This is a genomic window from Mesorhizobium sp. NZP2298 (assembly GCF_013170825.1).
Lineage (GTDB): Bacteria > Pseudomonadota > Alphaproteobacteria > Rhizobiales > Rhizobiaceae > Mesorhizobium.
Window position 1 is genome coordinate 690731 of record NZ_CP033365.1, and the last position, 24750, is coordinate 715480.

A 24750-nucleotide genomic window follows, 5' to 3' on the forward strand; every position below is an offset into this window, starting at 1 on the left:
CAGAGCCTGAGAAGCCGACCCTGCCGTCAGCTTACGCCACCGGAGCTGCCACAGCCGGCGCGGATTTCACCGTCTCCTTGCGCACGATCGGCGCCACCTTGGTGCCGTAGAGCTCGATCGCCTTCATGATCTTGGCATGCGGCATGGTGCCGATCGCCATCTGCAGCAGGAAGCGGTCATTGTTGAATATCCTGTGCTGGGCGACGATCTTTTCGGCCACCTGCTCGGGGCTGCCGACGAACAGGGCGCCATTGGTGCCGCGCGCCTGGTCGAAATGCGCCCGCGATGTCGGACCCCAGCCGCGCTCGCGGCCGATGCGGTTCATCACCTCGGCCTGCGGGCCGTAGAAATCGTTGGCCGCCTGCTCGGTCGTGTCGGCGATGAAGCCATGCACGTTGATGCTGGTGGCGAGACCGGCTGGGTCACTGCCGGCCCGCTTGGCGGCCTCGCGGTAGAGGTCGAACAGCGGTGCGAAGCGCGCCGGCTCGCCGCCGATGATGGCAAGCGCCAGCGGCAGGCCGAGCGCGCCGGCGCGGGCGGCGGACTGTGGTGTCCCGCCAATCGCAATCCAGATCGGAAGCCTGTCCTGGAACGGACGGGGGTATACGCCGCGATCGTTGATCGCCGCGCGCAGATTGCCGGACCAGGTGACCTTCACCTGATCGCGGATGGCAAGCAGCAGATCGAGCTTTTCGGCGAAGAGCTCGTCATAATCCTCGAGATTGTAGCCGAACAGCGGAAAGGATTCGATGAACGAGCCGCGCCCGGCCATGATCTCCGCGCGGCCGCCCGACAGAAGATCGAGCGTGGCGAACTGCTGGAAGACACGCACCGGATCGTCCGAGGAGAGTACGGTAACCGCGCTGGTCAGCTTGATGCGCTTCGAGTGCTCGGCCGCGGCGGCCAGGGCCACTACCGGCGCGGAGGCGGCATAATCGGGCCGGTGATGTTCGCCCAGGCCAAAGACGTCGAGGCCGACTTGGTCGGCCAATTCGACCTCCTCGATCAGGTTGCGCAGCCGCTCATGCGGCCCGATTGCACCTGGGCCAGGCTGTGGGCTGACGTCGGCGAAAGTGTAGAGACCGAGTTCCATGCGATGTCATCCTGGTGTTGGGTTTTGTCGATAAAGCAATTCCAGGAAAAGTATGAAACGGTTTTCCGTCCGGAATTGCGTCAAAGAGAAAGAGCGGTTCACCGAAAGGTGAACCGCTGACGTAGCGATCGTATCGCCTCGCCGCCAGAGAGGCTGACGGTGAACAGTGCATGTCGGTTTGGGTGGGAAAAGGCGTCTCCCGGCTGCAACATCGCGGAATTTCATGGCTGGCATACCGTTTTGGCGCTTGAACTCTCGGCATTCGCGCGTATGTAAGCCTCGCGAATTGACTTCAGGGAAGTGGACTTGGCTATCTACAGGGAAAAAGACATTTTCGAGCGGCGCAACGCCGCGAACGAGGCAAAGAAGGCGCTTCTGGAGCGTTTCAAGTCAAAGCCGGCGGCAGATGATCCTGCGGTGCTGGCGCGGCAGGCCGAACGCAAGGCAATCCTCGAGGCTCGCGCGATACGCGAGGCTGAAAAGGCCAGGCTGAAGCAGGAAAAGCTGGCACGCGAAGCAGCTGAGAAGGCTGAGCGCGAGGCAGCAGCCGAGGCGGCACGCATTGCCGCCGAGGAGGCAGCCCAGGCCGAAGCCAAAATTCGGGAAGCCGAAGAGACCGAGCGCATTGCCCGTCTGCTCGCCGACGAGGCCGAGCGCAAGGCCAAGCGCGACGCACGCTATGCGGCCCGCAAGGCGCGTACCGGCAGAGCGCCTCCCGGCTTCTCCGCCCGCTAGCAGCTTCGGCGCAGCCAAGTTTGAGTATTGAATCAGGGTCGCCTTGCAGCGGCCCTGATTGTGTTTGTGCGAAAGTAGCGCTTTGACCTTCGGGGATGCGTATCGTTGTCCCAAAGCCGCTTTGCGCCTTTGGGCGACGTGCGTTCAAGCCGCGAACTTCAGCCCCATAATGCCGCAGACAATCAGCGCGATGCAGGCAAGCCGGATCGCCGTGGCGGGTTCGCCGAGCAGCCAGATGCCAAGCAGCGCCGTGCCGACTGTGCCGATGCCGGTCCACACCGCATAAGCGGTGCCGACGGGAAGCGCCTTCAGCGCCATTCCGAGCAAGGTGAGACTGATGATCATCGACGCGACCGTGAGCACGGTCGGAACGAGCCTGGTGAACCCATCAGTGTATTTGAGGCCGATTGCCCAGCCGATTTCGAACAGGCCGGCGAAAAACAGAAAAATCCAAGACATCGGGAACGCTCCATCCAGCATCGGATCGGAAATAGAATCCGATCCTCAGATCAACAATGGGCGGGTCGTCCCGACCTGGTTTTTCGGAGAAGCGCGGGGTCGTCCCCGCGCCGGGGATATAGGGTTGTCCAAAAGCCTATCAACACCCGCCGGCGGCATTGTCTGACGCCGCCGGTGAGATCCCACCTCGCCGGATTTGTCGAGGCCTACTTCTCCTTGATGCGCATCGCCTTGACCGGCGGCGCCTTCAGGACGGGAGCGGCTGCCGGCTTCTTGGCGTCCTTCTTCGGCTTGCGGGCTTCCTTGCCTGCCTTCATCGCACCTTTAGCCATGATTCGTTCCTCCAATTGCGGGGGGTGAAGTGAAACAAGAGAAACGCTTCGCTGCAAGGGGGCAGCGCCTGTCGCGACCGTCGGCCGACTGCTTTCAACCGGTTTCTAATTTACTCGTAAACCACGGCGGTCCGTGCCATTCTCATCTTCGCACTGCAGCATCGACCCGCGCATTCGCCGGGTGATCGTCAGGCAGGCCGGTCAGGACGACAATGCGGATCCATATCGGCTGCGAGATGAGTTTCGACTTCCCGCAGGAAACGCCGCTTATCGCGATGCTCAATGTCCACTATTCCCGCGCTTCCGATCTCGAGCGCCCGGATTTCTTGACATCGAACCCGCCGGTGCCGATCGAGAGCTATCGCGACAGTTTCGGCAATTGGTGCAACCGCTTCGTGGCTCCGCCCGGACGGTTCACATTCGGCACCGATGCCGTCATCCGCGCGCCCGGCACATTCGAGATGAGGGAACTGATGGCCTGGCAGCACGAGGTGCGCGACCTGCCGGCGGAAACTCTGCTGTTCCTGCTGCCCAGCCGGTTTTGCGAGAGCGACCTTTTGGCCAGCGAGGCATGGCGGCTGTTCGGCCATACGCCGCTCGGCATCCCGCGCGTTCAGGCGGTGTGTGATTTCGTCCACAACCACATCGTCTTCAACTACGGCAACGCGCGGCCGACGCGCACCGCGGCGGAAGCCTATCGCGAGCAGAGCGGCGTGTGCCGCGACTTCGCACACCTCGCCGTCACCTTCTGCCGGGCGCTCAACATCCCGACGCGCTACTGCACCGGCTACATCAGCGATATCGGCATGCCGAAACCGTGGTCGAGCATGGATTTCGCCGCCTGGATGGAAGTCTATCTCGGCGGCCGCTGGCACGTCTTCGATCCGCGCAACAACGCGCCGCGCATCGGACGCATCCTGATCGCCTCCGGACGCGACGCGGCGGATGTGCCGCTGACCCATATTTTCGGACCGGGGACACTGGCCGGCTTCAAGGTGTGGACCGACGAAATCGTCGAATAGTCACCGTCCCCGCCGGTCAGAGGCAAATCGCGTCTTGAACGACCCGGCAGTTGGCGCGTTGTGGTGGAGCTTCGGCCGTCCGGCCGTTAGGCTGGGTGCGTTAAACGAGGACCAAACTGCATGGCCGGGCATGGCGGCTCCAAAACGGTCATCTATGCGGCGCTCGCCGGCAATCTGGCTATCGCGCTGACCAAATTCGCCGCCGCCTTCTTCACCGGCAGCTCCGCGATGCTGTCGGAAGGCGTCCATTCGCTGGTCGATACCGGAAATGGCGGGCTGCTGATCTACGGCATGCACCGGGCCGCGCGCCCGGCCGATCGCGCGCATCCGCTCGGCCACGCCCGCGAGCTCTATTTCTGGAGCTTCATCGTCGCGCTTCTGGTTTTCGCGCTGGGCGCCGGCGTGTCGTTCTACGAGGGCATTGTCCATATCATGGCCCCGGAGCCTGTCGCCAATGTCAAGGTGAACTATGTCGTTCTGGGCCTCTCCTTCCTGTTCGAAGGCAGCTCCTGGCTGGTGGCGCTGAAGGAATTTCGCCGAGAGAAGGGCAAGCAGGGCTGGCTGCAAGCCGTGCAATCGAGCAAGGATCCGAGCGTCTATACGGTGCTGTTCGAGGATAGTGCGGCGCTTCTTGGCCTGATCGTCGCCTTTGCCGGCATATTGGCAGCGGAGTTGCTGGAGATGCCGGAGCTCGACGGCGCCGCCTCGATCGGCATCGCGCTCATCCTCGGCGCGACGGCGATTTTCCTCGCACGCGAAAGCAAGGGCCTGCTCATCGGCGAGCCGGCATCCCTCGATGTGCAAAGAAAAGTGCTGGCAATCGCCCAGCAGGATCCGGCGGTGCAGCAGGCGAACGGCGTCCTGACCGTTCACATGGGACCGCAAGAGATCGTCGCGGGGTTGAGCATCGAATTCGAGGATCATCTTACTGCGCCGGAAATCGAAGCCTGTGTCCAGCGCATCGAGACCCGGCTGAAGAAGGAGATGCCGGAGATCACGCGGCTGTTCGTCAAGCCGCAGACCACGGGCACGTGGGAGCAGCGACGCAAGCTGATCGAGCCCGCATCGAACTAGTCGTGGACCAGCACTGCACCGTTGCCCCGTCGCATTGCCTTGTTAAGATCTGGCGACGGATTTCGGAGGAACGACCATGAAGATCGACGGCGGGTGCCATTGCGGTGCCATCACCTATGAAGCGGAGGTCGACCCGGCAAAGACCTCGATTTGCCATTGCACGGACTGCCAGCAGCTGACTGGGACGGCCTTTCGCGTCACCGTTCCCGCGCCCGAGGATCACTACCGGATCACCAAGGGTGCGCCAAGGATCTATATCAAGACCGGATCGAGCGGCGCCAAGCGCGCCCAGGCATTTTGCGGCGATTGCGGTTCGCATCTTTATGCGACGTCTGTCGGCGACGGCCCGAAGGTCTATGGGATCCGGGCGGGGACCGCGCGGCAACGCGAGGATCTGGTCCCGACACAACAGAAATGGCATCGATCGGCCCTGCACTGGCTTCCGGAATTCGATGGCATAAGCATCGTGGAAGAGCAGTAGCACCTGCCCCTCGGCCGAAGCCGCCCAAGACAACAATTCTGTGCTAGCCTGGCTCGCCATCAAACGGGCGGGTGATAGTCATGTTGGAAACGGACAAGTTGTTTGCCGGCTCGATCCCGGAAAATTACGACCGCTATATGGTGCCGCTGATTTTCGAGCCGTTCGCCGCGGACCTTGCACGGCGGGCCGCGTCCTTCTCGCCCAGCGCCGTCCTGGAAGTCGCCGCGGGAACTGGGGTCGTCACCCGCGCCTTGGCGCCAAGACTTTCGCCTGGCGCGAGCTATGTCGTGACCGACCTCAACCAGCCCATGCTCGACTATGCCGCTTCGCGTCAAGCGCCCGACAATCGTATCCAATGGCGCCAGGCCGATGCCCTGGCGCTGCCGTTTGAAGATGCGGCCTTCGATCTCGTTTGCTGCCAGTTCGGTGCGATGTTCTTTCCGAGCCGCCCTTCCGCCTACCGCGAAGCAAGGCGAGTGCTGAAGCCCGGCGGCCATTTTCTGTTCAACGTATGGGATCGCATCGAAGAGAATGTGTTTGCCGATGATGTGACGAATGCCCTGGCCAGGATTTTTCCGAACGACCCGCCACGCTTTCTGGCCCGCACGCCGCATGGCTACCACGATACGGCACTGATCCGCAGCGAGTTGGCAGAGGCCGGTTTCTCCGGTGTGGCGGTCGAAACAAGAGCCGAACAGAGCCGTGCCCCCTCACCGCGCATTCCGGCCGTTGCCTATTGCCAGGGAACCGTCCTTCGCACCGAAATCGAGGCCCGGGATCCGGGCAAACTCGATGCTGCAACGGATTATGCCGCAGCCGCGATTGCGGCCAGGCATGGCAGCGACGCGGTTGCCGCCAAGATCCAGGCACACGTCATCGTCGCCGTGGCCTAACGCAATTCCAGGAAAAGTGTGGGCGGTTTTCTTGGGAAAAGCGCGTAGCGCTTTCCCATCGGAATTGCGTCAAAATCAAAGAGTATCGCTCAGTCGTCGCCTTCGACGACCCGCAGCCTGAGCTGCCCGGTCTTTGAATCGGCAACGCGCGGGCCGGGGTCGAGTTTCGCGGCCGGTGCCCGGGACGGCGCCTCCAGGGCGGCATCGCCATCGGGCTGCACGCCGAACTCCAGCGCCTCGATCTTCTGGCCACGCTTGGTCACCTTCGATGTCGAGACGAGGATATCGTCGATGTCCTTGGCCGACTGGCCGAAATGTACCTGCAGCTTGCGCACGCGCTCGTCGACACGCGCGACATCTTCCATCAGCCGGATCACCTCGCCCTGGATCAGATGCGCCTGTTCGCGCATGCGGGCATCCTTGAGGATCGCCTGGATGACCTGGATCGACAGCATCAGCAGCGACGGCGAGACGATGACGACGCGGGCGCGGTGCGCCTTGTGGACGATCGCCTCGAAATTCTCGTGAATCTCGGCGAACACCGATTCCGACGGCACGAACATGAAGGCGGTGTCCTGCGTCTCGCCCTGGATCAGATACTTCTCGGAGATATCGCGGACGTGGATCTCGATGTCGCGGCGGAAGGCCTGCGACGCGACCTTCTGCAGGTCGGCGCCATCGGCGGCGCGGATGGCATTCCACGCCTCCAGGGGAAACTTGGCATCGATGGCCAGCGATGGCGCGCCGTTCGGCATCTTGACCAGGCAATCGGGCCGGCTGCCGTTCGACAGCGTCGCCTGGAATTCATACGCGCCCATCGGCAGGCCGTCGGCAACGATCGCCTCCATGCGCGACTGGCCGAAGGCGCCGCGGGTCTGCTTGTTGGAGAGGATGGCCTGCAACTGCACCACCTGGCCGGCAAGCGACTGGATGTTGCCTTGCGCAGTATCGATGACCGCCAGCCGCTCCTGCAGTTTGGCCAGGCTCTCATGCGTGGATTTGGTCTGCTCGGTCATGGTCTGGCCGAGGCGGCCGGTCATGGCGTCGAGCCGCTGGCCGATCGACTGCGTCAGCTCCGCCTGGCGCGCGCCGAACACTTCGGCGATGGCGCCCATGCGGCCCTGCATCTCGGCCTGGCTCTGCAGTATGCCGGCCATCCGTGCCTCGGCGTCGCGGGCATGGTCGGCGGCTTCCGCGGCAGCGACCGCGCGCGCCTTGGCCGACCGCCACAGCGCGACGACCAGCGCCACGAACAGACCGAGAAACAGCAAGACGCCGAAGGCCAGCGCGTGGCCGAGCGTGATTGTCGACGCGCCAAGCCGTGCGATGGGCTGCGAAAGGATGCTACTCAGATCATTCATGTGGACAGCATAGCCGATTCGGCCTGATCGCACAGATCAAAACAAGAACACGGCTTGGATGCCCCGGTTGACGCTTTTCGCTGGACGTCTTACGTGGGACGCCATGCCGATCAAGCCGCTCATCATCCTTCCCGATCCCATCCTGCGCCAGCTTTCCAAGCCGGTGGAGCGCGTCGACGCGCCCTTGCGCAAACTGGCCGACGACATGCTTGCGACCATGTATGACGCACCCGGCATCGGGCTGGCGGCAATCCAGATCGGCGAGCCGTTGCGCATGCTGGTGATCGACCTCGCCAAGGAAGATGAAACGCCGGCGCCGCATGTCTTCATCAATCCGGAGATCCTCGAAAGCGCCGATCAGCGCTCCGTCTACGAGGAAGGCTGCCTGTCCATCCCCGACTATTACGCCGAGGTCGAACGCCCGGCTTCCGTTCGGGTGAAATATCTCGACCGCGACGGCAAGCTGCAGGAGATGGCGGCCGAAGGGCTGATGGCGACCTGCCTGCAGCACGAGATCGACCATCTCAACGGCGTGCTGTTCATCGACCACATCTCGAAGCTGAAGCGCGACATGGTGGTGAAGAAATTCAAGAAGCTCGCCAAGGACAAGGCGCCGGGCAAACTGGTGGGATAGGGGAATGCCCCTTCGCGTCATCTTCATGGGCACGCCGGAATTTTCGGTGCCGACGTTGCGCGCGATCGCCGAGGCCGGACACGAGATTTCCGCCGTCTACACGCAGCCGCCGCGCGCCGCCGGCCGGCGCGGGCTGGAGCTGACGCCGTCGCCGGTGCAGCGCGAGGCGGAGCGGCTTGGCATCGAGGTGCGTACGCCGACCTCCCTCAAGGCCGAGGCCGAACAGACCGCTTTCCGTGACTTGCGGGCGGATATCGCCGTGGTCGTCGCCTATGGATTGCTGCTGCCAAAGGCTGTTCTCGACGCCCCCCGACTTGGCTGCATCAACGGCCATGCATCGCTCTTGCCGCGCTGGCGCGGTGCTGCTCCCATCCAGCGCGCCATCATGGCGGGAGACCTGGAAAGCGGCATGATGGTGATGCGCATGGAAGAGGGTTTGGACACCGGCCCGGTGGGATTGCTTGAAAAATGCGCCATCGAGCCCGATATGACAGCCGGCGATCTGCATGATCGGTTGATGAGTGTCGGCGCGGCCCTGATGGTGGAAGCGCTGGCGCGGCTGGAAGAGAACACCCTGACATTTACCGCGCAAGCGGCGGAAGGGGTGACTTACGCCAGAAAAATCGATAAATCCGAGACGCGTGTGGACTGGACGCGGCCTGCGGCCGAGGTCCACAACCACCTTCGTGGCCTGTCGCCCTTTCCCGGCGCCTGGTCCGAAATTGACATTGGCGGCCGCATGGAACGGCTGAAACTGCTTCGCTCGACGCTGTCCGAAGGCCTGTCGGTTTCGGAAGATCTGGGTGAGTCGGGAGGAATTCTCGATGACCGGCTGACGGTCGCCTGCGGGGCAGGCGCGATCAGGCTGGTCGAAGTTCAACGTGCGGGCGGAAAGCCCGCCGCCGCGTCGGAATTCCTGCGCGGAGCCAAGATCGTAAAAGGAATGAAGTTCTCATGAGTATGATGTCGATACGCGCGGCGACGCCGCGGGATCGCGAGGCCATCCGCCTCGTCGAGGAACACGCTTTCGGCCAGCAGGCGGAGGCCGGGCTGGTCGACGCACTGGTCACAGGCGGCGACGCCGTGGTCGAACTGGTGGCGGAAGAAGACGGCCAGGTGCTCGGCCATATCCTGTTTTCGCGGCTGTTCGTCCAGAATGGGGGCAAGAGCTTTGCGGCCGTGGCGCTGGCGCCGCTGGCGGTAGAACCTTCGTTCCATGGCAGCGGCATTGGCGGCGCGCTGATCCGCGAGGCGCATATCCGTCTCAGGGATGCCGGCGAGCGGCTTGCCGTTGTGCTGGGCGACCCGGCCTACTACGGCCGTTTCGGCTATAGCCACGCTAGGGCCGGAAAATTCGAGAGCGAATACCAGGGCGAGGCGCTGCAGGCGCTGGCCTGGGGCGACGCTCCGGAGGCCGGCAGGCTGGTCTACGCTTCGGCCTTCACCGCTCTCGCCGCTTAGGCAAGAGCGTATAGCCGCCCGGCATGCCGCGTTTTCGCCTCGACATCGAATATGACGGCAGCCTTTTCGCCGGCTGGCAGCACCAGGCCGACCAGCCTTCGGTGCAGCAGGCGATCGAGCAGGCGATCGAGAAGTTCAGCGGCGAGGCGGTGCGGCTGCGTGCCGCCGGCCGCACCGATGCCGGCGTGCATGCAACGGCCCAGGTGGCGCATGTCGACCTCGCCAAGGCATGGCCCGAAGACAAGGTACGCGATGCCATCAACGCCCATCTGCAGGCGGCCGGCGCACATGTGGCCATCCTGAAGGCGATGGTTGTCCCTGACGATTTCGACGCGCGCTTCTCGGCCACCGGCCGTCACTATCTCTACCGCATCCTCAACCGCCGTGCGCCTTCGGCGCTGGAAAAGGGCAAGGTGTGGTGGGTGCCGAAGCGACTCGACGCCGTCGCCATGCACGAGGCGGCGAAAGTCCTGCTCGGCCGGCACGACTTCACCACCTTCCGCTCGACGCAGTGCCAGGCCAACAGCCCGATCCGGACGTTGGAGCGGCTCGATGTCAGCCGGACGGGTGACATGATCGAGGTAAGAGCCTCGGCGCGTTCCTTCCTGCACAACCAGGTACGCTCGATGGTCGGCTCGCTGAAACGCGTCGGCGACGGCGGCTGGACCGAGGCCGACCTCAAGGCGGCGCTCGAAGCGCGCGACCGCGCCGCCTGTGGCCAGGTGGCACCGCCCGACGGACTTTTTCTCATTGGCGTCGATTATCCCGGATGAGCCTGCAGGCTCTTCCCGAATAGGGCCCGGCAGGCCCTTACCCGGGAGAGAGCCCGGAAAGGCTCTGAGCCCCGATATCGTCCGGCACGGTGATGCCAAGCAGCATCTGCAGCGCGAACAACACCAGCAGCGAAGCGATGAACATGCCGACGAAAACGGCGGTTCCAACCGCCGCGCCCTTGCCGATCGTCGCAGTGGTCATGCGCCAAGTCAGCACCATCGACAGGGCAAACAACAACAGCGACAGAAGGCTCGAGACCTGGCTTGCCGACGACAGGAAAAGCCTGACCAGCGCCGAGGGCAGCATCAGCCAGGCGGTGATGGCCGAGGCCCAGTTGCTGGCGACGACGTAGTGGACGAAGCGGCCGCCAATGCCGGCGCGCGGCGCGACCAGGGCGAGCGCGATCAGCGGCAGCACCCAGGAGCCGATGTCGACCGTGGCCAGGCGCAACAGCATGCTGAAGCGGCCCACGAAAGCATCGGGATCACCGATCTCGTTGGCGATGCCGACCCAGCCGACGATCAGCGGCGGCGCGGCAACGATGATGGCGAAGAAAGAATTCCAGAAACCGTCGGCCGACAGGTCGAGCAGGCGCAGGCCATCGACCTTGCCGAGCATCAGCCGCCAGGCGCCGGTCAGCGAAGCTTGAGTTTCGTCCGCCGTAAGCATGCTGCTCAGCCCTGTCCGAACCAGTCTTCGATGAAGCGCTGGTAGATCCGCGTCAGCGTTTCGAGATCGGCGACTGCGACGCGCTCGTCGACCATATGCATGGTCTTGCCGACCAGGCCGAACTCGACCACCGGGCAGTAGTCCTTGATGAAGCGCGCATCCGATGTGCCGCCCGAGGTGGACAGCGTCGGTTCCTTGCCGACCGCCGCCTTGATCGAGCCGGCAAGCGTGTCGATGAGCTTGTCGTCACGGGTCAGGAAGACATGGCTCGGCCGGTCGCGCCAGACGAGGTCGTAGTCTACCGGCATTTTTTTACCTGGCCGGTACTTCTTGCGCTTGGCCGCCTGGTCGAGCCGGTTGTGGATTTCGGCCTGAACGGTCTCGGCCGTCCAGGTGTCGTTGAAGCGGATGTTGAAGGTCGCGGTGGCCTTGGCCGGAATGACATTGGTGGCCGGGTTGCCGACATCGATGGAGGTCACCTCCAGATTGGTCGGCTGGAAATCCTTCGTGCCCTTGTCGAAGACGGGATGCAGCAAGGCGTCGACCAGGCTCATCAGGCCGCGCACCGGATTATCGGCAAGCTGCGGATAGGCGGCATGGCCCTGGCGGCCATTGACGGTGACCGAACCGGACATCGAGCCGCGGCGGCCGATCTTGATCATGTCGCCGAGCGCATCGGGATTGGTCGGCTCGCCGACGATCGAGGCATCCCATTTCTCGCCCCTGGAAGCGGCCCATTCGAGCAGCTTGACCGTGCCGTTGATGGCCGGGCCTTCCTCGTCGCCGGTGATCAGCAGAGAGACCGAGCCCTTGGGACCGCCATTCGCCTCGACATGGCGTGCCACGGCGGCGATGAAGCAGGCGATGCCGCCCTTCATGTCGACCGCGCCACGGCCGTACATCTCGCCATTGGCGATCTCGGCGGCGAAGGGCGGATGCGTCCAGGCGGCCTCGTCGCCGACCGGCACGACATCGGTATGGCCGGCGAACATCAGATGCGGGCCGTTGCCGGACCGCCTTGCATAGAGGTTCTCGATGTCGGGCGTGCCGTCCTCCGAGAACACCGGCCGATCGACCAGGAAGCCGAGCGGTTTCAGCATCGTTTCCAGCGCGCTCAGCGCGCCGCCTTCGGCTGGCGTCACCGAGGCGCAACGGATAAGGGCGGCGAGATTTGCGGCGGGGTCGGTCGGCAGCGTCATGGCAAAAGCGATAATCGAAAGCTGAGGGCCTGTCACGGCCAGACATGGAGGCCAGCCCAATGGCAGACGATGCCGCCGACATTATGGTTTTCATGTCGTATAGTCGGGCCGGTGCGGAACGGCAGTATGGCAAACGGGCAAAAAAGGATCGTCATAGCCGGCGCGGGCAGCATCGGCTGCTATGTCGGCGGCTGCCTGGCGCTCGCCGGCAGGCAGGTGATTCTGCTGGCCCGGCCACGCATAGAGGCAGCCATGCGGCAGGGCGGACTGCGCATCAGCGACCTTGAAGGCCGCGATCGCCTGATCAAGAACGACGCGCTCGGGATCACCGTGGATCCGGCCGCTGCCTTGCCCGGGGCGGATGTGATCCTGGTCACCGTCAAGAGCGGCGCGACGCAGGAGATGGCGGCGCTCATCAATACCCATGCCCGCCCCGATGCCGTGGTGGTGAGCCTGCAGAACGGCGTCGACAATGCCGACAGGCTGCGCGCCGGGCTAGGCCAGCGAACCGTGCTGGCCGGCATGGTGCCGTTCAACGTGGTGCAATCACCTGAGGGCGAGCTGCCTCTGCGCGTCCACCGCGCCAGCGAGGGCAAGGTGATGATCGGAGATGGCGGCCTCGCCGGCCTTCTCGATGTCGCCAGTCTTCTTGATGTCGCCGGTCTTCTTAATGTCGGGGGGCTGGCGGTCGAGACGAATGGCGACATGAAGGCCGTGCTGTGGGGCAAGCTGTTGATGAACCTGAACAACGCCCTGGTGGCGCTGTCGGGCCTGCCGCTGGCGAGCGAACTCGCCGATCGGCGCTGGCGGCTGATCCTGGCCGGACAGATCGACGAGGCGCTGCGGGCGATGAAGGCCTCCGGCATCGCGCCGGCGCGGATCGCCGGCCTGCGGCCGGCATTGCTGCCGAGGGTGCTTCGGTTGCCGGACTGGCTGTTCAAACGGCTGGCGCGGCGCATGCTGGCGATCGATCCCGAGGCACGCTCTTCGATGTGGGACGATCTGCAGCGCGGCCGGCCGACGGAGATCGGCGAGCTGCAAGGGGCGGTGCTCAGCCTCGCTGAAAGAACGGGCACGCCGGCGCCGCTCTTGAAAAACGTTACCGCTTTGGTGCGCGCGGCGGAAGCGGCGCGGCTTGGCTCGCCGGGCCTGGCGCCGGAACAGGTAATGCCGCCGGGTGGCTCTCGATCAGGGTGATCTTTTGCCAGATCTTGCGCGACAGGTTGGAACTCAGATTCTCGATGTCGTTGACGCCGTCGATGACCACGTCGTCATTGACCGACTGGGCGAACAGAGCGGCGATCTTGCCGGTGATCGACAGCATTTCGGAGCAATAGTCGAGATAGCGCGCCAGGTCGGCGGCATTGGTGATGCGGGCAGGCGACTGCGCCGTCGGCTTGAAACTGGCCGAAAGCGTCGCCGGATCCTTGGTCAGCTGATGCATGTCGATGACATGGATCAGCGAGCGCAGGCCATGAAGCTGGCGAAAGACCCTCTTGCGCTTGATGCGCTCCTCGGTGCGGATCAGTGCCAGAAAGCCAAGCACGGCGAGGATGACGGTGTTGATCGAAGCCTCGATGCCTTGCACCGATTGCACGGCATCGTCGGTTCCGGAAATGCGGTCGAGCGGCAGGATGGTGCCGACGAACAGGAAGATCAGCACCCCGGTGATGAAGGTCGCGACGATGAGGCCGCGCAGCCACCAGATCGGCTCCTCGAGCCCTTTCGCCGCCTTGGCCAGATCGCGCGACAGCGATACCAGTTCGGCAGCGACGCCACGCAGTCCGGCCTTGGGAAAACGTTCTGCAACGCGACCCTCAAGCCGTTCGGCGGTCTCGATGATCAGTTTCGGATCAAGCGTACGGTAGCGCATGTCCGATCGGTCCTCAGAGCATGATGCCGAAAAGTGTGAAGCGGTTTTCGGAGGACATCATGCTCTATCTCTTTGATTTAGAGCCGGATGATTTCAGGTCGATTCGACCTGAGATCATCCGGCTCTAGGGTTGTGCCGGCTCGTTGGTGCGTCGGCCATAGCGGTTAGGTCCAGGCTGGCCTGGAAACAAGCACAGTACAAGAAAGGCGACGATCGAGACGACCGGCACGAACAGGATCAGCGCGGCTATGCCCGGCTTGTCGAGGTCGTGCAGCCGCTTCACCGCCAGCGCGATGTTCGACCATAGCGAGGCAATGAAGGCGATGAAGAAGATGAACGACCACATATTGCTCTCGGCCGAGCCTTCCGGCACCAGCGTGAAGCGATAGAGCGGGAACGCCTGGATGATGGCGACCAGCAAGCCACCAAGAAAATAGACCGCGCGACTGACGCGGCCCGATGTCTTGAAGAAAAGCCAGGTGAGATTTGAACTGTCAGGCAAGCGGGTCCGATCCGTATTGATTGGCACCCTTGGCGCCTTCGAGAATGCCGCATTCCACCAGAAACCAGATCGCGCCGATGAAAGGCACCAGGATGATCAGGCTCCACCAGCCGGACTTGCCTCGGTCATGCCAGCGCTTGGCATAGACGGCGAAGACCGAATAGAGCATGGCCAACGCATAGAGCAAATAGATAAAGCCGTACGGCATGTGGTTGAATGTCGTACCCAGTATGTTGTCCAGAATCATGGCGATCACCGCGCCAACGAAAATCACGCCCACGCAAGCCCAGAACTTTGCGCGGTTGATGCGACCCTCATAGCTGGTCAGCAGATACTTCCAGTCCATGTCACCCCTCCATGTTGAACCAGCGCGACCGATTGTCGCGCCGGCGGAAGGTGCGCCAGCCCGGTGGAAAGATCAATCGCGCAGCAATTCGTTGATCGAAGTCTTGGAGCGGGTCTTGGCGTCGACGCGCTTGACGATGACGGCACAGTAAAGGCTGGGGCCGGGCTCGTTGTTTGGAAAAGGCTTGCCGGGCAGCGAGCCGGCGACGACGACGGAATTTGGCGGCACCTCGCCGTAGAAGATCTCGCCGGTGGCGCGGTCGACGATCTTGGTCGACTGGCCGATGAAGACGCCCATGCCGAGCACCGAGCCCTCGCGCACGATGCAGCCCTCGACGACTTCCGAACGCGCGCCGATGAAGCAATTGTCCTCGATGATGGTGGGACCGGCCTGCATCGGCTCCAGCACGCCGCCAATGCCAACGCCGCCCGACAGGTGGACGTTCTTGCCGATCTGGGCGCAGGAGCCGACCGAGGCCCAGGTGTCGACCATGGTGCCGCTATCGACAAAGGCGCCGACATTGACGAAGGACGGCATCAGCACGGCGCCCGGCGCGACATAGGCCGAGCGGCGCACGATCGACGACGGCACCGCGCGAAAACCCGCCTTCTCGAAATCGACGGCGCTCCAGCCATCGAACTTGGACGGTACCTTGTCCCACCAGACGGCCTGACCCGGACCACCCTTGATGATCTCCATCGGGTTGAGCCGGAAAGAGAGCAGAACGGCCTTCTTAAGCCACTGGTTGACGTGCCACTTGCCGTCGGCCTGCCGCTCGGCGACGCGGGCGCTACCGCGATCGAGCAGGTCCAGCGCCGACTGGATGGCGTCGCGCGTCTCGCCGCGTGTCGCGGTCGAAATGGAGTCGCGCTCCTCGAAGGCCTTCTCGATGGTCTTTTCGAGGCTCGCCAGATCGGGCTTCGACATGAATTTGCTCCATTACCAAGCTGTTAAGGGCCTGCGCCTTAACCTGTTTTGAGAGTCGCGCGGCCCCCCAGGCATGCTTTGCATGCTTGGGTCTTTGCATGTAGCAGGTTCTTGTCGCAAAACCGCCGGACACTTTGCGGAACCTGCTTATGTTAAGCCTCAATGGGGGTCAATCGTGGCTGCGTCACGGGACGACGCAAGTAAAGGAATTGGACGGGTGGATTCGATGACTCCCATGGAAAAGGCGGGATGGACGCCGCTGCCGCATTCGGACGAGGATCTGGAGCGGTCGAAAGGCGTGCCGGACACGCCGCAGACGCGGGCCGAGACCTACCGGCTTGCCTGGAACGACCCCGACTTCATGACACGGCGCGAATTGCGGGCGGTCAGGCTGCAGCTCGAGCTTCTGAAACCGGAAATGATCCTGGCCGAGCGCGGCATCCGTTCGACGGTGATCCTGTTTGGCGGCGCGCGCCTGCCGGAACCAGGCGGCGAAGCCTGGGCGGCCAAGAACGAGACGCAGAAGAAGAACCTCGAGGAAAACAGCAAATATTACGAGGAGGCGCGCAAATTCGCCCGTCTGTGCTCGCAGCAGTCGGCGGCGTCATACTACCGCGAATATGTGGTGGTGACCGGCGGCGGCCCTGGCGTGATGGAAGCTGGCAATCGCGGCGCCGATGACGTTGGGGCGCCGTCGATCGGACTCAACATCGTGCTGCCGCACGAGCAGGCGCCGAACGCCTATGTGACGCCGGAGCTCTGTTTCAACTTCCACTATTTCGCCATCCGCAAGATGCATTTCGTCATGCGCGCCAAGGCGGTGGCAGTGTTTCCCGGCGGCTTCGGCACGATGGACGAGTTCTTCGAGACGCTGACCTTGATCCAGACCGGACGCATGGAGCGCGTGCCGGTGATCCTGTTCGGCAAATCCTTCTGGAAAAGGGCTATCGACCTCGACTTCCTCGCCGAACAGGGCACGATCAGCCCCGGCGACCAGGACATCATCGATTTCGTCGACACCGCCGACGAGGCCTGGGGCATTATCAGCCGGTTCTACAAATTAGGGGAGTAGGGCTGGGAGCTGGAGAATTGAGGAATTGAGGAAAAAAGGGCCGGATCGTTCTCCAGTTCTTCAATTCCTCAGTTCTCCAATTCCCCTTCACCTACTCCCTCTCCACAATCGCAGTCAGGAACCCCGCCAGATCGTCGGTGACGAAATCGACGTCGTCCTCCTGCGCGGGGTCGCGTTCCCAGATCTCGGCAAAGGTCGGCTCAAAATTGCGTGGCACCACCAGTACGGTGGTCATGCCCAGCGCCTTGGGCACCTCCAGGTTGCGGGCGAGATCCTCGAACATCACCGCATTGTGGCCGGTGACCGCGTGCAGTTCGGCGAACTTCTCATAGGTCTGGCGCGCGGGCTTGGGATTGAGGCCGGCGGCGACGATATCGAAGATGTCGTCGAAATGATCGAGGATGCCAAGCTGGCGCGCGGTGCGCTCGGCGTGCTTGCGGTCGCCATTGGTGAAAATGAACTTGCGGCCGGGAAGCTGGCGGATGGCGGTGCCGAGAACTGGGTCGGGCACCAGCCATGAATAGTCGATGTCATGCACCTTCTCGAGGAAATCGTCGGGATCGATGCCGTGGCGCGTCATCAGCCCGTTCAGCGTCGTGCCGTATTCGAGATAAAGCTCCTTCTGCAGCTTGCGCGCCTCGTCGCGTGGCAACGCCAGCAGCTCCCCGACATAGGCCGTCATCTTGACGTCGATCTGCGAGAACAGATTCGAATGATGCGGATAGAGCGTGTTGTCGAGGTCGAACACCCAGTCGGTGACATGGGCGAAGCGGGCGGGATCAGGCAGCGTGGTCATGCGCTCCTTATGGCATGAAACGGGGATTCTGAAAGGGACTTTATCCACAACTTCCACGCGCTTTTAGTGGCGGAAATGACCTCACGATTCAAATTTTAAGCAACCGGGAAAGGTGGCCTTCAGGGCTTGCTGGCACAGAGACAGTCCTGTGGGAGCCCGCGATGAACAGCATCATTCTGAAATCCGCCGCTATCGCTTTTGCCTCCGTCGCCGCCTCCCTTCTTCTCACGCTGATCATCGTTCCGGCCATGGGATTTCCGATCAACCGGACGATCTGGCTGACCTCGACGCTCTGCCCGCTGGTCCTTGCATGGGTCGCCTGCATCAGCACCTTCTGGCAGAGCGACAGGCTGAAAAACGCGCACCGCGAACTGGCCCGGGCGCACGCCCAGCTCGCCGCGGCGCACCGCCGCCTGTCGGAAAAGGCGAGCCGCGACGACATGACCGGCATGCTCAACCGGGAAAGTTTCTTCGCCGCGCTGGACGGCTCCCGGCGCAAGTCCGACCGCGGTGCACTGCTGATCATCGACGCCGATCATTTCAAGAAGATCAATGACAGTTTCGGCCACCTGACCGGCGACGACGCGTTGCTGTTGATCGCCAGCGCCATCGAGCGCGGCGTGCGCAGCGGCGACGTGCTCGGGCGCATTGGCGGCGAGGAGTTCGGCGCGTTTCTGGTCGGAGCCACGGAAAAAGAAGCCAAGCGTGTTGCCGAGCGCATTCGCCGCGAGGTCGAGTTGATCCGCTTCCGGCCCGTCGACGAGCGGACCATTCCGCTGACCGTCAGCATCGGCGGCACCGTCTGCGGAGAAGAGGCAAACGTCTCGGAGCTGATGCGTGCCGCCGACCAGCGGCTCTATCAGGCCAAGCATGCCGGCCGCAATCTGTCGATCCTCGATACCGATATTTCCGCGGCCGCCTGAGGCGGTCGGCCCAGTACACCCGCCTGTTAAGAAATTTCTAACTCTGTTTGCATTCGGTTGTGCCGTTTGCCCGCCTTTTCGCTGCCTTGCGGCCTGACTTGGCACGATACTGGCTTCTGTGACGATGCGTGTGCCGTTCGGGGAATGTCATGCGCATCGAAGCCCCCATGCGAGAGACCTGTCATGAGTTTCTTCAAAAAAATGTCACGCCGCACACTCGTGCGGGCGATGATCGCACTGCCTGCCCTGTCCTTGTTCCGCAAGCTGCCCGAGGCCGGCGCCACCCATGCCAGTCGAGCCCAGGCCGACCCGAACGAGATCGTCGAGGTCAATGGCTGGATCCTGAAGCGGAGCGACCTGGCATGATCTTCGACAGCTACGAGGCGTACCGCGCCGCCACCTTCAAGCCCAAGGTCTGCATTCTCGGTTCCGGTCCGGCCGGCACCACCATCGCCCGCAAGCTGGGTGCCGCCGGCATCCAGGTCGTCGTGCTGGAGGCCGGCGCGCGCGAGTTCAGCGACGAGTCGCAGGATTTCTACCGCGGCACCACGGTCGGCGACTTCTATTTCGATCTCGACATCACCCGGCTGCGGTATATGGGCGGCAGCTCCAACCACTGGGCCGGCTGGTGCCGCGTGCTCGACAAGCAGGATTTCGAGCCGAAGGCCTGGGCACCCGACACCGGCTGGCCAATCCGCCGCGCCGACATCGAGCCCTATTTGCCCGAGGTGCACGATATCCTCGAACTTCCCGATTTCCGGCCTGACGTGCCGATCTCGGACGACATACGCTGGGTGCAGCTGATCAAGAGCCCGGCGGTGCGCTTCGGCGAGAAATTCGCCGACGAACTCGACAAGAGCCCCAACATCGCCGTCGTGCTCAACACCTACGCCACCGAACTTGCCGGCGACGGCAAACGGGTGACCGGCGCCAAACTGTGGTCCAACGGCCAGGATGCCGGCACATTCAGCGCCGACTATTTCATCGTCTGCACCGGCGGACTGGAGAATTCGCGGCTGCTTCTGTGGTCGAACCAACGTTCCAACGGCGGCGTGGTCCCAAACGCCACGGCGCTCGGCCGCTACTGGATGGAACATCCGACCTTCGAGGGCGGCAATGCCATCCTGGCCGACTACAGCGAGTTCGAGGTCGATGCCGTCAACGAAGCCTTCTTCTCGCCGACGCTCGCCGCGATGGAACGCCTGCGGATCTTGAATTTCGGCATCAGGCTGATCGAGACGCCCTATGCCGGCATCAAGCATGTGATTGCCGACCTCGCCTGCACGGCACCCGACATGGCCGAATGGGTCGCCTATCAGCTCAGCCAGAACCTGCGCTGCGCTGCCCAGCTCTACGTCGCCTGGGAACAAGCACCGCTGGCCTCCAACCAGGTCGAACTGTCGAAGACCGATGTCGACCATGCCGGCGTGCCGCGCATCGAGTTGCACTGGAAGAAATCCGAGCTGGAACGCCGCACGCTTGTCGAAGGCCTGAAACTGTTCGGCACGACGCTCATCGAGAAGGATCTCGGCCGTGTTCGCTTAATGGACTGGATTGCCAACGCCGAGGACTACCCGACCAACGAGGAGACCGCGGGACACCATCACATGGGCGGCACGCGCATGGGCACCGACATCACCAGGAGCGTGGTGGACGCCAACTGCAAGGTGCACGGCATGGACAATCTCTATGTCGGCGGCTCCTCGGTGTTCTGCACCTCGGGTCAAGCCAACCCGACGACGACGATCACCGCGCTGGCCTGTCGGCTGGGGGACCATCTGAGCAAGGTGGTCGCGGTCTGACGGTTGCGCCGCGAGCCCATTCGCCCCGCTGCCGGCGCCGATAACGGCACCGGCGGGAGCCCGGCATGGCTCTCAAAGGCCGTAGATCGCGAGGCGGAGCGCCGTTGTGTTCGCGGCGTCACCGCAAATGTCGGCAGGGACCGAGACTATTTCGGCTTGACCCCATAGGTGACAAGAAACGCCTCCACCGAGGCATCCGCGTGCCGTTCCAGTTCGGCCTTGGAGCGCCGGTTGCTTCCCGTGAACATGGCTTCAGGTCTTTGGGCGAGATCCACTAGACCGTGGCCGGGTCGAGCGCCGGCTGGCCCTTGCGGCGGGCGACGATCGCCTCGAAATCGGCGGCCTGGAAGGCATCGCGCAAGGCATCGAAGGACGGCAGCACGAAATAGGCGCGCTGGAACTTGTCGATCTCGTAGCCGGTGCGCATCACCGTTTCAAGGTCGAAGGGCACGTGATGAGCGTCCTTGCTCTCGACGGCGAACTGCAGTTCGGTGAAGGACGACATCAGGCCGGCGCCAAAGGCTTTCAACGGCTGGCCAGCCTCCTGCATGAGGCCATATTCGGCCGTGTACCAGTAGAGCCTTGTGATCATCTCATCACCGCCGAGCGCGATGATGTCGCCGGCCTTCTTGCCATACATCTGCATGAAATCGGCGAATACCGGCTGCGACAGCACCGGCACGTGGCCGAAGAAGTCGTGGAACATGTCGGGTTCGACGATGTAGTCGAGCTCCTGCCTGGTGCGCAGCCAGTTGGTGACCGGGAAGCGGCGGTTGGCCAGATGATCGAAGAAGGGGGCGGCGGGAATGAGACCCGGCACGGCGACGATCTCCCAGCCGGTCAGCTTGCGCAGCTTGGCGCTGACATCCTCGAAATCGGGAATGCGGTCGAGCAGGCCGAGTTTTTCGACACCGTCGAGATAGGAGTGGTGGGCGAGCTTGCGCGTCAGCTTGGTCTGGCGGTCGCACAGCGTGCGCCACACCGCCTGCTCCTCGGCGCTGTAGTCATACCCCTGCGCCACGGTGAAATCGGAACGGCAGACCGAATAGTCACCGCGCAACCCCTGCGCCGCACAGTCGCGGGCATATTCGGCAACGCTCAAGGTCGTCATGGTTTTCTCCTCGCAAATCATCAACGCTGACCTGACCAAAGACTAGCCCGACTTGCCGAGGCAATTTGGTTTTGATGATGGTTCGTCGGCGATATTCGAGATAACATTCACTCACAATGCGCATTGGAGGAGTGAATATGCCTCAATTCGATGATTTTGAGATCAAGATGCTCGATGTCCTGCAACGTGATGGCCGCAAGCCGGTCTCCGAGCTGGCGCAAGAGATCGGCCTGTCGACGACGCCATGCGCGCGGCGCTTCGAGGCGCTGCAGGACGCCGGCATCATCAAGGGTTTCGCCGCGGTGATCAGCCGCCGCGCGGTCGGTCTTATGGTCGAGGTTTTCATCCAGGTGCGCCTTGTCAGCCACAGCGACGGCTCGCCCGAGAGCTTCATTGCCGCCGTACAGCGCATGGACGAGGTGTCCTCGTGCTGGACGATGACCGGCGACCACGATTTCCTGCTGCATGTCATGGTGCCGTCGGTCGACGAGCTCAACGCCTTCGTCATGCACCGGCTGATGCGGCTCGACGGCGTGCGCGACGTCCATACCCAACTGGTGCTGCAGAACATCAAGGGGCCAGGCCACGTGCCGCTCGCGCATCTCAGGCGATGACGGCGCCAGCCTTCCTCGTTCCCTGGGGAAAAGCTGCACGCAAACTGCTGAAACAGGCCAATCCGGGGTCCACATCCCGGATCAGCATACGCGGACCATCTCTCCATGAGGTCCGCCATGAAAATCGTCCTGATCAATCCGCCGCACACCGCCATCGGCAGCCGCGTACCCGACGACCATCTGCCGCCGCTCGGCCTGCTGGCGATCGGCGGCCCGCTGATCGATGCCGGTCACGACGTGCGGCTTGTCGATGCCGAATTCGGGCCGATGCCCCTCGAGAAGGTGGTGGGCGACGCTCTGCATGACTTCCCGGACTTCGTCCTGATCGGCCATTCCGGCTCGACCTCGGCGCATCCGACCGCCTTGCTGATCGCCAAGATGATCAAGCAGCGCGAGCCGGCGACCATCATCATCTATGGCGGCGTCTTCCCGACCTATCACTGGCACGACATACTGGCTGCGACGGATCTCTTCGATTTCATCGTGCGCGGCGAAGGCGAGGCGACCGTGGTGGCGCTGGTCGAGGCACTGGAGATGCACCAGCCGCCGGCGAGCGTCGCCGGCATAGCCTTTCGTGACGATCTGCGCCGGCCCTTCGCCACGCAGGCGGCGATGACCATTGCCGAGCTCGACGCCTACCGTGTCGGCTGGGAGCTGATCGACCATGACAGGTACAGCTATTGGGGCGGCAAGCGCGCGGTGGTGATGCAGTTTTCGCGCGGCTGCCCGCATCTGTGCAACTATTGCGGCCAGCGCGGCTTCTGGACCCGCTGGCGGCATCGCGACCCCAAGAAATTCGCGCGGGAGATCGCCTGGCTGCATCGCGAACACGGCGTCGAGCTGGTCAATCTCGCCGACGAGAACCCGACGGTTTCCAAGAAGGCCTGGCGCGCGTTCCTGGATGCGCTGATCGCCGAGAACGTGCCGGTTCTGATCGTCGGCTCGACGCGCGCCGACGACATCGTGCGCGACGCCGACATACTGCATCTCTACCGCAAGGCCGGTGTCATCCGCTGGCTGCTCGGCATGGAAAACACCGACGAGCAGACGCTTCAATTGATCCGCAAGGGCGGCAGCACCTCATCCGACCGCGAGGCGATCAGGCTGCTGCGCCAGCACGGCATCCTGTCGATGGCGACCTGGGTGGCCGGCTTCGAGGATGAGGGGTTTCGCGACCTGTGGCGCGGCTTTCGCCAGCTCATCGCCTATGACCCCGACCAGATCCAGGCGCTCTATGTGACGCCGCATCGCTGGACGCCGTTCTTCCGCATCGCACGCAATCGCAAGGTCATCCAAAAAGATGCCCGGCTGTGGGACTACAAGCACCAGGTGCTGCACATGACCCGGCTGAAGCCATGGATGCTGTTCTTCAGCGTCAAGCTGATCGAACTTGCCGTGCAGTCCAGGCCGAAGGCGCTGGCGCGCATCCTGTTCCACCCCGACCCCGAGCAACGGCATTCGATGCGCTGGTACACGAAGATGGGCCGCCGCGTCTGGTTCCGCGAGGTCTGGGGCTTTCTCGCCCGCGACGGCAGGGTGAAGGACGGCCCGACGCTTGCCGAATTCTGGGGCGCGCCGCAGGACGCCCAGGAAGAATCGATGACCGTTCGGCGCGCGGCGCCGAAACCGGCGCTTTCCACCGCAGATCTCGAACTGCCGGAGAAAAGATTAGCCGGCTGATATTTTGCTAGGGTACAATCAGCGTGCCGGCGCCGTGTTCGGTGAACAGCTCGAGCAGCACCGCATGCGGCGTCTTGCCGTTGAGGATGACGACGCCTTCGACGCCGCGCTCGATCGCCTCGATGCAGGTCTCGACCTTGGGGATCATGCCGCCCGAGACCGTACCGTCCTTGATCAGTGCCTTGGCCTCGGCGACGGTCAGCTCGTCGATCAGCTTCTTGTTCTTGTCGAGCACACCCGGCACGTCGGTGAGGAACAGCAGCCGTGTCGCCTGGCAGGCCCCCGCAATGGCGCCAGCAAAGGTGTCGGCGTTGATGTTGTAGGTGTGGCCGTCGCGGCCGGGCGCCACCGGCGCCAGCACCGGGATCATCTCGGAGCGCGCCAGGAGGTCGAGCAGCGTGCGGTCGACCTCGACCGGCTCGCCGACAAAGCCGAGATCGAGCACGCGCTCGATGTTGGAATCGGGGTCGATCATGGTCTTGCGCGCCTTTTCGGCGAAGACCATGTTGCCGTCCTTGCCGCACAGGCCGATCGCCCATTCGCCCTCGGCGTTGATCAGCGCGACGATCTCCTTGTTGATCGAGCCGGCCAGCACCATCTCGACGATCTCGACCGTCTTCTGGTCGGTGACGCGCAGCCCACCCTCGAATTTGGATTCAATGCCCATCTTGGTCAGCATGGCGCCGATCTGCGGCCCGCCGCCATGGACGACGATCGGGTTGACGCCGGATTGCTTGAGCAGCGCGATGTCGCGGGCGAAAGCCTTGCCGAGTTCGATATCGCCCATCGCGTGGCCGCCATATTTCACCACGACTGTCTTGTGTTCGTAGCGCTGCATATAGGGCAGCGCCCGTGACAGCAGGGCGGCCTGCATTTCGGCGGTGGCGGTTATCTCCGTCATCGGCATGGTTCCTGGA

General features: G+C 63.3%; 29 protein-coding genes. 16 read left to right on the forward strand and 13 right to left on the reverse strand.

All coding sequences use genetic code 11. The features are described 5' to 3' along the window. Window positions 1-31: 31 nt before the first annotated feature. A complete protein-coding gene (locus EB231_RS03220; protein WP_172347563.1) occupies window positions 32-1093 on the reverse strand; it encodes an LLM class flavin-dependent oxidoreductase in 1062 nt (353 codons plus the stop codon). 306 nt (window positions 1094-1399) lie between these two features. Here EB231_RS03220 and EB231_RS03225 point away from each other — a divergent pair, with 306 nt between their 5' ends. Further along, window positions 1400-1828, forward strand: a complete 429-nt coding sequence (locus EB231_RS03225; protein ID WP_172347564.1) for a DUF6481 family protein — start codon at window positions 1400-1402, stop codon at window positions 1826-1828. A 144-nt stretch (window positions 1829-1972) separates the two neighbouring features. On the opposite strand, the gene sugE is transcribed toward EB231_RS03225, so the two are convergent. Together sugE and EB231_RS35485 are read right to left on the reverse strand one after the other, a co-directional pair. Then, a complete protein-coding gene (sugE, locus tag EB231_RS03230) occupies window positions 1973-2287 on the reverse strand; it encodes a quaternary ammonium compound efflux SMR transporter SugE (RefSeq protein ID WP_172347565.1) in 315 nt (104 codons plus the stop codon). Window positions 2288-2493: 206 nt separating this feature from the next. Beyond that, window positions 2494-2619 carry a hypothetical protein gene (locus EB231_RS35485; protein WP_081294966.1) on the reverse strand — a complete coding sequence of 42 codons (126 nt, stop codon included), beginning with the start codon at window positions 2617-2619 and terminating at the stop codon, window positions 2494-2496. A 212-nt stretch (window positions 2620-2831) separates the two neighbouring features. Here EB231_RS35485 and EB231_RS03235 point away from each other — a divergent pair, with 212 nt between their 5' ends. From EB231_RS03235 to EB231_RS03250, 4 genes are all read left to right on the forward strand, one after another. After that, a complete protein-coding gene (locus EB231_RS03235; protein ID WP_172347566.1) occupies window positions 2832-3641 on the forward strand; it encodes a transglutaminase-like domain-containing protein in 810 nt (269 codons plus the stop codon). A gap of 120 nt (window positions 3642-3761) precedes the next feature. Beyond that, window positions 3762-4715 (forward strand): cation diffusion facilitator family transporter, encoded by a 954-nt coding sequence (locus EB231_RS03240; RefSeq protein WP_172347567.1) that lies wholly within the window; start codon window positions 3762-3764, stop codon window positions 4713-4715. A gap of 76 nt (window positions 4716-4791) precedes the next feature. Beyond that, entirely contained in the window at window positions 4792-5196 is a 405-nt protein-coding gene (locus EB231_RS03245; protein WP_172347568.1) for a GFA family protein, read from the forward strand. An 80-nt stretch (window positions 5197-5276) separates the two neighbouring features. Then, the gene (locus tag EB231_RS03250) at window positions 5277-6089 is read left to right on the forward strand and encodes a class I SAM-dependent methyltransferase (protein ID WP_172347569.1); all 813 of its coding nucleotides are present in this window, start codon (window positions 5277-5279) and stop codon (window positions 6087-6089) included. Between the two features lie 89 nt (window positions 6090-6178). Here EB231_RS03250 and EB231_RS03255 read toward each other — a convergent pair whose 3' ends face one another. After that, window positions 6179-7450, reverse strand: coding sequence for a DNA recombination protein RmuC (locus tag EB231_RS03255; protein ID WP_172347570.1), 1272 nt, complete (start codon window positions 7448-7450; stop codon window positions 6179-6181). 103 nt (window positions 7451-7553) lie between these two features. On the opposite strand from EB231_RS03255, the gene def reads away from it, so the two are divergent. The 4 genes from def to truA are packed head-to-tail and all read left to right on the forward strand — an operon-like array spanning window position 7554 to window position 10318. Continuing rightward, window positions 7554-8084 carry a peptide deformylase gene (gene def / locus EB231_RS03260; protein ID WP_172352796.1) on the forward strand — a complete coding sequence of 177 codons (531 nt, stop codon included), beginning with the start codon at window positions 7554-7556 and terminating at the stop codon, window positions 8082-8084. Between the two features lie 4 nt (window positions 8085-8088). After that, entirely contained in the window at window positions 8089-9042 is a 954-nt protein-coding gene (gene fmt, locus EB231_RS03265; protein WP_172347571.1) for a methionyl-tRNA formyltransferase, read from the forward strand. After that, window positions 9039-9545 (forward strand): GNAT family N-acetyltransferase, encoded by a 507-nt coding sequence (locus EB231_RS03270; protein ID WP_172347572.1) that lies wholly within the window; start codon window positions 9039-9041, stop codon window positions 9543-9545. The genes fmt and EB231_RS03270 overlap by 4 nt, the downstream gene beginning before the upstream one ends. A gap of 23 nt (window positions 9546-9568) precedes the next feature. Continuing rightward, entirely contained in the window at window positions 9569-10318 is a 750-nt protein-coding gene (gene truA, locus EB231_RS03275) for a tRNA pseudouridine(38-40) synthase TruA (protein ID WP_172347573.1), read from the forward strand. A gap of 37 nt (window positions 10319-10355) precedes the next feature. On the opposite strand, the gene EB231_RS03280 is transcribed toward truA, so the two are convergent. Beyond that, window positions 10356-10988 (reverse strand): transporter, encoded by a 633-nt coding sequence (locus EB231_RS03280; protein ID WP_172347574.1) that lies wholly within the window; start codon window positions 10986-10988, stop codon window positions 10356-10358. A gap of 5 nt (window positions 10989-10993) precedes the next feature. Further along, on the reverse strand, window positions 10994-12187 hold the full coding sequence (gene dapE / locus EB231_RS03285; RefSeq protein ID WP_172347575.1) for a succinyl-diaminopimelate desuccinylase: 1194 nt from the start codon (window positions 12185-12187) through the stop codon (window positions 10994-10996). Between the two features lie 126 nt (window positions 12188-12313). On the opposite strand from dapE, the gene EB231_RS03290 reads away from it, so the two are divergent. Then, window positions 12314-13384, forward strand: coding sequence for a 2-dehydropantoate 2-reductase (locus tag EB231_RS03290; RefSeq protein WP_172347576.1), 1071 nt, complete (start codon window positions 12314-12316; stop codon window positions 13382-13384). On the opposite strand, the gene EB231_RS03295 is transcribed toward EB231_RS03290, so the two are convergent. From EB231_RS03295 to dapD, 4 genes are all read right to left on the reverse strand, one after another. Beyond that, window positions 13287-14060: a hypothetical protein gene (locus EB231_RS03295; protein ID WP_172347577.1), complete on the reverse strand. Its 774-nt coding sequence runs from the start codon at window positions 14058-14060 to the stop codon at window positions 13287-13289. The two genes, EB231_RS03290 and EB231_RS03295, sit on opposite strands and share 98 nt — an antisense overlap. A gap of 124 nt (window positions 14061-14184) precedes the next feature. Beyond that, window positions 14185-14562, reverse strand: a complete 378-nt coding sequence (locus EB231_RS03300; RefSeq protein ID WP_172347578.1) for a DUF805 domain-containing protein — start codon at window positions 14560-14562, stop codon at window positions 14185-14187. After that, window positions 14555-14908 carry a DUF805 domain-containing protein gene (locus EB231_RS03305; RefSeq protein WP_140770733.1) on the reverse strand — a complete coding sequence of 118 codons (354 nt, stop codon included), beginning with the start codon at window positions 14906-14908 and terminating at the stop codon, window positions 14555-14557. Before EB231_RS03305 ends, EB231_RS03300 begins: the two co-directional genes overlap by 8 nt. A 72-nt stretch (window positions 14909-14980) precedes the next feature. Further along, window positions 14981-15835 carry a 2,3,4,5-tetrahydropyridine-2,6-dicarboxylate N-succinyltransferase gene (gene dapD / locus EB231_RS03310; protein ID WP_172347579.1) on the reverse strand — a complete coding sequence of 285 codons (855 nt, stop codon included), beginning with the start codon at window positions 15833-15835 and terminating at the stop codon, window positions 14981-14983. A gap of 226 nt (window positions 15836-16061) precedes the next feature. On the opposite strand from dapD, the gene EB231_RS03315 reads away from it, so the two are divergent. Beyond that, window positions 16062-16907: an LOG family protein gene (locus EB231_RS03315; protein ID WP_172347580.1), complete on the forward strand. Its 846-nt coding sequence runs from the start codon at window positions 16062-16064 to the stop codon at window positions 16905-16907. 91 nt (window positions 16908-16998) lie between these two features. Here EB231_RS03315 and EB231_RS03320 read toward each other — a convergent pair whose 3' ends face one another. Next, window positions 16999-17703, reverse strand: coding sequence for a pyrimidine 5'-nucleotidase (locus EB231_RS03320; RefSeq protein WP_172347581.1), 705 nt, complete (start codon window positions 17701-17703; stop codon window positions 16999-17001). A gap of 161 nt (window positions 17704-17864) precedes the next feature. Here EB231_RS03320 and EB231_RS03325 point away from each other — a divergent pair, with 161 nt between their 5' ends. The 3 genes from EB231_RS03325 to EB231_RS03335 all read left to right on the forward strand — a co-directional run bounded on the left by EB231_RS03325 (window position 17865) and on the right by EB231_RS03335 (window position 20428). Further along, window positions 17865-18626: a GGDEF domain-containing protein gene (locus EB231_RS03325; protein ID WP_140770739.1), complete on the forward strand. Its 762-nt coding sequence runs from the start codon at window positions 17865-17867 to the stop codon at window positions 18624-18626. Between the two features lie 183 nt (window positions 18627-18809). After that, window positions 18810-18992, forward strand: a complete 183-nt coding sequence (locus tag EB231_RS03330) for a hypothetical protein (RefSeq protein WP_172347582.1) — start codon at window positions 18810-18812, stop codon at window positions 18990-18992. Beyond that, window positions 18989-20428 (forward strand): GMC oxidoreductase, encoded by a 1440-nt coding sequence (locus EB231_RS03335; RefSeq protein WP_172347583.1) that lies wholly within the window; start codon window positions 18989-18991, stop codon window positions 20426-20428. The genes EB231_RS03330 and EB231_RS03335 overlap by 4 nt, the downstream gene beginning before the upstream one ends. Window positions 20429-20702: 274 nt before the next feature. Here EB231_RS03335 and phhA read toward each other — a convergent pair whose 3' ends face one another. Next, window positions 20703-21539, reverse strand: coding sequence for a phenylalanine 4-monooxygenase (gene phhA, locus EB231_RS03345; protein ID WP_172347584.1), 837 nt, complete (start codon window positions 21537-21539; stop codon window positions 20703-20705). 137 nt (window positions 21540-21676) lie between these two features. Between phhA and EB231_RS03350 the strand changes: the two genes are divergently transcribed. Together EB231_RS03350 and bchE are read left to right on the forward strand one after the other, a co-directional pair. Then, window positions 21677-22153, forward strand: a complete 477-nt coding sequence (locus tag EB231_RS03350) for an Lrp/AsnC family transcriptional regulator (protein ID WP_023810775.1) — start codon at window positions 21677-21679, stop codon at window positions 22151-22153. 117 nt (window positions 22154-22270) lie between these two features. After that, window positions 22271-23833 (forward strand): magnesium-protoporphyrin IX monomethyl ester anaerobic oxidative cyclase, encoded by a 1563-nt coding sequence (gene bchE / locus EB231_RS03355; RefSeq protein ID WP_172347585.1) that lies wholly within the window; start codon window positions 22271-22273, stop codon window positions 23831-23833. A 7-nt stretch (window positions 23834-23840) separates the two neighbouring features. Here bchE and argB read toward each other — a convergent pair whose 3' ends face one another. After that, the gene (gene argB / locus EB231_RS03360; RefSeq protein WP_172347586.1) at window positions 23841-24734 is read right to left on the reverse strand and encodes an acetylglutamate kinase; all 894 of its coding nucleotides are present in this window, start codon (window positions 24732-24734) and stop codon (window positions 23841-23843) included. Window positions 24735-24750 lie beyond the last annotated feature (16 nt).

Bases quoted from the DNA above. Each gene is read 5' to 3' on its own strand.
- EB231_RS03220 (WP_172347563.1), bottom strand. From the start codon at position 1,093: ATGGAACTCGGTCTCTACACTTTCGCCGACGTCAGCCCACAGCCTGGC.
- sugE (WP_172347565.1), bottom strand. From the start codon at position 2,287: ATGTCTTGGATTTTTCTGTTTTTCGCCGGCCTGTTCGAAATCGGCTGG.
- EB231_RS35485 (WP_081294966.1), bottom strand. From the start codon at position 2,619: ATGGCTAAAGGTGCGATGAAGGCAGGCAAGGAAGCCCGCAAGCCGAAG.
- EB231_RS03235 (WP_172347566.1), top strand. From the start codon at position 2,832: ATGCGGATCCATATCGGCTGCGAGATGAGTTTCGACTTCCCGCAGGAA.
- EB231_RS03240 (WP_172347567.1), top strand. From the start codon at position 3,762: ATGGCCGGGCATGGCGGCTCCAAAACGGTCATCTATGCGGCGCTCGCC.
- EB231_RS03245 (WP_172347568.1), top strand. From the start codon at position 4,792: ATGAAGATCGACGGCGGGTGCCATTGCGGTGCCATCACCTATGAAGCG.
- EB231_RS03250 (WP_172347569.1), top strand. From the start codon at position 5,277: ATGTTGGAAACGGACAAGTTGTTTGCCGGCTCGATCCCGGAAAATTAC.
- EB231_RS03255 (WP_172347570.1), bottom strand. From the start codon at position 7,450: ATGAATGATCTGAGTAGCATCCTTTCGCAGCCCATCGCACGGCTTGGC.
- def (WP_172352796.1), top strand. From the start codon at position 7,554: ATGCCGATCAAGCCGCTCATCATCCTTCCCGATCCCATCCTGCGCCAG.
- fmt (WP_172347571.1), top strand. From the start codon at position 8,089: ATGCCCCTTCGCGTCATCTTCATGGGCACGCCGGAATTTTCGGTGCCG.
- EB231_RS03270 (WP_172347572.1), top strand. From the start codon at position 9,039: ATGAGTATGATGTCGATACGCGCGGCGACGCCGCGGGATCGCGAGGCC.
- truA (WP_172347573.1), top strand. From the start codon at position 9,569: ATGCCGCGTTTTCGCCTCGACATCGAATATGACGGCAGCCTTTTCGCC.
- EB231_RS03280 (WP_172347574.1), bottom strand. From the start codon at position 10,988: ATGCTTACGGCGGACGAAACTCAAGCTTCGCTGACCGGCGCCTGGCGG.
- dapE (WP_172347575.1), bottom strand. From the start codon at position 12,187: ATGACGCTGCCGACCGACCCCGCCGCAAATCTCGCCGCCCTTATCCGT.
- EB231_RS03290 (WP_172347576.1), top strand. From the start codon at position 12,314: ATGGCAAACGGGCAAAAAAGGATCGTCATAGCCGGCGCGGGCAGCATC.
- EB231_RS03295 (WP_172347577.1), bottom strand. From the start codon at position 14,060: ATGCGCTACCGTACGCTTGATCCGAAACTGATCATCGAGACCGCCGAA.
- EB231_RS03305 (WP_140770733.1), bottom strand. From the start codon at position 14,908: ATGGACTGGAAGTATCTGCTGACCAGCTATGAGGGTCGCATCAACCGC.
- dapD (WP_172347579.1), bottom strand. From the start codon at position 15,835: ATGTCGAAGCCCGATCTGGCGAGCCTCGAAAAGACCATCGAGAAGGCC.
- EB231_RS03315 (WP_172347580.1), top strand. From the start codon at position 16,062: ATGACTCCCATGGAAAAGGCGGGATGGACGCCGCTGCCGCATTCGGAC.
- EB231_RS03320 (WP_172347581.1), bottom strand. From the start codon at position 17,703: ATGACCACGCTGCCTGATCCCGCCCGCTTCGCCCATGTCACCGACTGG.
- EB231_RS03325 (WP_140770739.1), top strand. From the start codon at position 17,865: ATGAACAGCATCATTCTGAAATCCGCCGCTATCGCTTTTGCCTCCGTC.
- EB231_RS03330 (WP_172347582.1), top strand. From the start codon at position 18,810: ATGAGTTTCTTCAAAAAAATGTCACGCCGCACACTCGTGCGGGCGATG.
- EB231_RS03335 (WP_172347583.1), top strand. From the start codon at position 18,989: ATGATCTTCGACAGCTACGAGGCGTACCGCGCCGCCACCTTCAAGCCC.
- phhA (WP_172347584.1), bottom strand. From the start codon at position 21,539: ATGACGACCTTGAGCGTTGCCGAATATGCCCGCGACTGTGCGGCGCAG.
- EB231_RS03350 (WP_023810775.1), top strand. From the start codon at position 21,677: ATGCCTCAATTCGATGATTTTGAGATCAAGATGCTCGATGTCCTGCAA.
- bchE (WP_172347585.1), top strand. From the start codon at position 22,271: ATGAAAATCGTCCTGATCAATCCGCCGCACACCGCCATCGGCAGCCGC.
- argB (WP_172347586.1), bottom strand. From the start codon at position 24,734: ATGACGGAGATAACCGCCACCGCCGAAATGCAGGCCGCCCTGCTGTCA.